The sequence below is a fragment of the Streptacidiphilus melanogenes genome (genome assembly GCF_000787835.1).
GTDB classification, from domain to species: Bacteria; Actinomycetota; Actinomycetes; order Streptomycetales; family Streptomycetaceae; genus Streptacidiphilus; species Streptacidiphilus melanogenes.
On the sequence record NZ_BBPP01000103.1, the window covers coordinates 1 to 3,591 of the forward strand.

A 3,591-nucleotide genomic window follows, 5' to 3' on the forward strand; every position below is an offset into this window, starting at 1 on the left:
GTGCTGGGGCTGCCCGTCGGGCCGGCCGTGGCCGTGGCCGCGGCCGGGACGGGCGTGCCGCGCGGCGGCGTCGGCTGGCCCTTGGAGTAGGTGGTCGGCGTCGAGTAGCCGTCCTTGGCGGAGCCGCCGGCCGCCGGGCCGGTGGTGCCCGTCGGCGTGCCGGTCTGACCTGCGGCCTTCGCCTCCGCGGCCGCGCGGGCCTGAGCCTGCTCGCCGTTGGGGCCGCCCTGGCGACGACGCGGGGCCTGCTGGCCTGCGTCGGACCCGGCGCCCACCGCGGGCATCACCGACGTCGAGCCCGCGTCCCGTCCGCCGCCGGCACCGCCGGCCGCACCGGGGGCGTTCTGCGCCCGCCCCGCGGCTCCCGCCGCTCCCGTGGGGTTAGTCACCCTGGTCCTCCCGCATTCCGCGCCAGGGCTGTCGGCCCTGGTGTGTCGTCACGCCTCGTACTCAACGCTCGTTCGCCTGAACGTTCAAGGCGCAGGCAGTCGGCTGCCAGCATCCTGGCACGGGCCCCGGCAATGTGCACCGGAGCCCGTGGCAGGAGTGGAAGCGGCGGCGGCTACTCGGCCGACTGCTCCGCGGCACCGGTGTCGGTGCCCTCGGCGCCGTCCTCGGCCTCGTCCGCCTCGTCCTCGGCAACGCCTTCGGCGTTGCGCGCGATGCCGACGACCGCGTCCTTCTTGCTCAGGTTGATCAGTTGGACGCCCATCGTGTCACGCCCGGTTTCACGGACCTCCGCGACCCGCGTGCGGATCACCCCGCCGCTGAGCGTGATCGCCAGGATCTCGTCGGACTCCTCGACGACCAGCGCGCCCACCAGCGAGCCGCGGTCCTCGACGATCTTCGCCGCCTTGATGCCCAGACCACCACGCCCCTGGACGCGGTACTCGTCCACCCTGGTGCGCTTGGCGTAGCCGCCGTCGGTGGCCGTGAACACGAACGTACCCGGACGGATCACGGACATCGAGAGCAGTTCGTCGTCCTCGCGGAAACTCATGCCCTTCACACCCGAGGTGGCACGGCCCATCGGCCGGAGCGCCTCGTCGGTGGCGGTGAAGCGGATCGCCTGCGCCTTCTTGGAGATCAGCAGCAGGTCGTCGTCGGCGGAGACCAGCTCGGCGCCGATCAGCTCGTCGTCCGCGCCGTGCTCGTCCTGACGCAGGTTGATCGCGATCAGACCGCCGGAACGCGGCGAGTCGTAGTCCTTCAGCGAGGTCTTCTTCACCAGGCCCGAGCGGGTCGCCAGCACCAGGTACGGGGCGGCCTCGTAGTTGCGCACCGCCATGACCTGCGCGATCTGCTCGTCCGGCTGGAAGGCCAGCAGGTTGGCCACGTGCTGGCCGCGGGCGTCCCGCCCGGCGTCCGGCAGCTCGTAGCCCTTGGCCCGGTAGACCCGGCCCTTGTTGGTGAAGAACAGGATCCAGTTGTGCGTGGTCGTCACGAAGAAGTGGTCGACGATGTCGTCCTGCTTCAGCTGCGCGCCGCGCACGCCCTTGCCGCCGCGCTTCTGGGAGCGGTACAGGTCGGAGCGGGTGCGCTTGACGTAGCCGCCGCGGGTGATGGTGACGACGATGTCCTCTTCGGCGATGAGGTCCTCGACGGACATGTCGCCGTCGTAGGGGATCAGCGTCGAACGCCGGTCGTCGCCGTACTTGTCGACGATCGCGGTGAGCTCCTCGGAGATGATCTCCCGCTGCTTGGCCGGCGAGTCCAGGATCTCGTTGTACTCCCGGATCTTGGCCATCAGCTCGTCGTACTCGGCCGTGATCTTCTGGCGCTCCAGGGCCGCCAGACGGCGCAGCTGCATCTCCAGGATCGCGTTGGCCTGGACCTCGTCGATGGTCAGCAGCGACATCAGGCCGTTGCGGGCGACCTCGACCGTGTCGGAGCGGCGGATCGTCGCAATGACCTCGTCGATCGCGTCCAGCGCCTTGAGCAGACCGCGCAGGATGTGCGCGCGCTCCTCGGCCTTGCGCAGCCGGAAGCGGGTGCGGCGGACGATGACGTCGACCTGGTGGTTGACCCAGTGCCGGATGAAGGCGTCGACCGACAGCGTGCGCGGCACGCCGTCGACCAGGGCCAGCATGTTGGCGCCGAAGTTGGTCTGCAGGTCGGTGTGCTTGTACAGGTTGTTCAGCACGACCTTGGCGACCGCGTCGCGCTTGAGCACGACCACCAGACGGGTGCCGGTGCGGGACGAGGACTCGTCGCGGACGTCGGCGATGCCGCCGATGCGGGCGTCCTTGACCAGGTCGGCGATCTTCAGCGCCAGGTTGTCCGGGTTGACCTGGAACGGCAGCTCGGTGATCACCAGGCACTGGCGGCCGTGGATCTCCTCGACCTCCACCACCGCGCGCATCGTGATCGAGCCGCGGCCGGTCCGGTAGGCCTCCTCGATGCCGCGACGGCCCACGATCAGCGCACCGGTCGGGAAGTCCGGGCCCTTGATCCGCTCGATCAGCGCCTCGAGCAGCTCCTCGTTGGAGGCCTCCGGGTTGCTGAGGTACCACAGGGCGCCCGAGGCGACCTCGCGCAGGTTGTGCGGCGGGATGTTGGTCGCCATGCCGACCGCGATGCCGGTGGCGCCGTTGACCAGCAGGTTGGGGATACGGGCCGGCAGGACGTTCGGCTCCTGCGAGCGGCCGTCGTAGTTGGGCGAGAAGTCGACGGTCTCCTCGTCGATGTCCCGCATCATCTCCATGGCCAGCGGCATCATGCGGCACTCGGTGTACCGCATGGCGGCGGCCGGGTCGTTGCCCGGGGAGCCGAAGTTGCCGTTGCCGTCCACCAACGGCATCCGCATCGACCACGGCTGGGCGAGACGCACCAGGGTGTCGTAGATCGAGGTGTCGCCGTGCGGGTGGTAGTTACCCATGACGTCACCGACGACGCGGGCGCACTTGTAGTAGCCCTTGTCGGGCCGGTAGCCGCCGTCGTACATCGCGTACAGCACGCGGCGGTGGACGGGCTTGAGGCCGTCGCGGACCTCGGGCAGGGCACGCGAGACGATGACGCTCATCGCGTAGTCGAGGTACGAGCGCTGCATCTCCGTCTCGAGCTCGACCTGCTCGATCCGGGTGCCCCCGCCGTTCTCCTCCGCCGGGATGTCCTCCGGCTGCTCGCCCTCGGGGCGGTTGTCGTCGACCACGGGTGGTCAGTTTCCTTTCGCTGCGGAACGCTTCGGCTGCCGGAGAGACTCAGACGTCGAGGAAGCGGACGTCCTTGGCATTGCGCTGGATGAAGGAACGGCGGGCCTCGACGTCCTCGCCCATCAGGATCGAGAACAGGTCGTCGGCTCGGGCGGCGTCCTCCAGGGTGACCTGGGAGAGCAGGCGCACGTCCCGGTCCATGGTGGTGACCCGCAGCTCCTCGGCGTTCATCTCGCCCAGACCCTTGAAGCGCTGGATCGCGTCGTCCTTGGGCAGCTTGCGGCCGGCCTGGCGGCCCGCCTCGATGGAGGCGTCGCGCTCGCGGTCGGAGTAGACGTACTCGATGTCGTCCCGGCCCCACTTGATCTTGTACAGCGGCGGACGGGCCAGGAAGACGTGGCCGCCCTCGATCAGCGGGCGCATGAAGCGGAACAGCAGC

General features: G+C 69.8%; 1 protein-coding gene and 2 pseudogenes. All 3 read right to left on the minus strand.

The genetic code is table 11. The features are described from left to right. Positions 1 to 389 (minus strand): annotated as a pseudogene (locus tag TR49_RS39460) (hypothetical protein); the annotation flags it as partial. 173 nt (positions 390 to 562) lie between these two features. Then, positions 563 to 3,151 (minus strand): DNA gyrase subunit A, encoded by a 2,589-nt coding sequence (gyrA, locus tag TR49_RS39465; protein ID WP_042391327.1) that lies wholly within the window; start codon positions 3,149 to 3,151, stop codon positions 563 to 565. Between the two features lie 49 nt (positions 3,152 to 3,200). After that, a pseudogene (locus TR49_RS39470) lies at positions 3,201 to 3,591 on the minus strand (DNA topoisomerase IV subunit B); the annotation flags it as partial.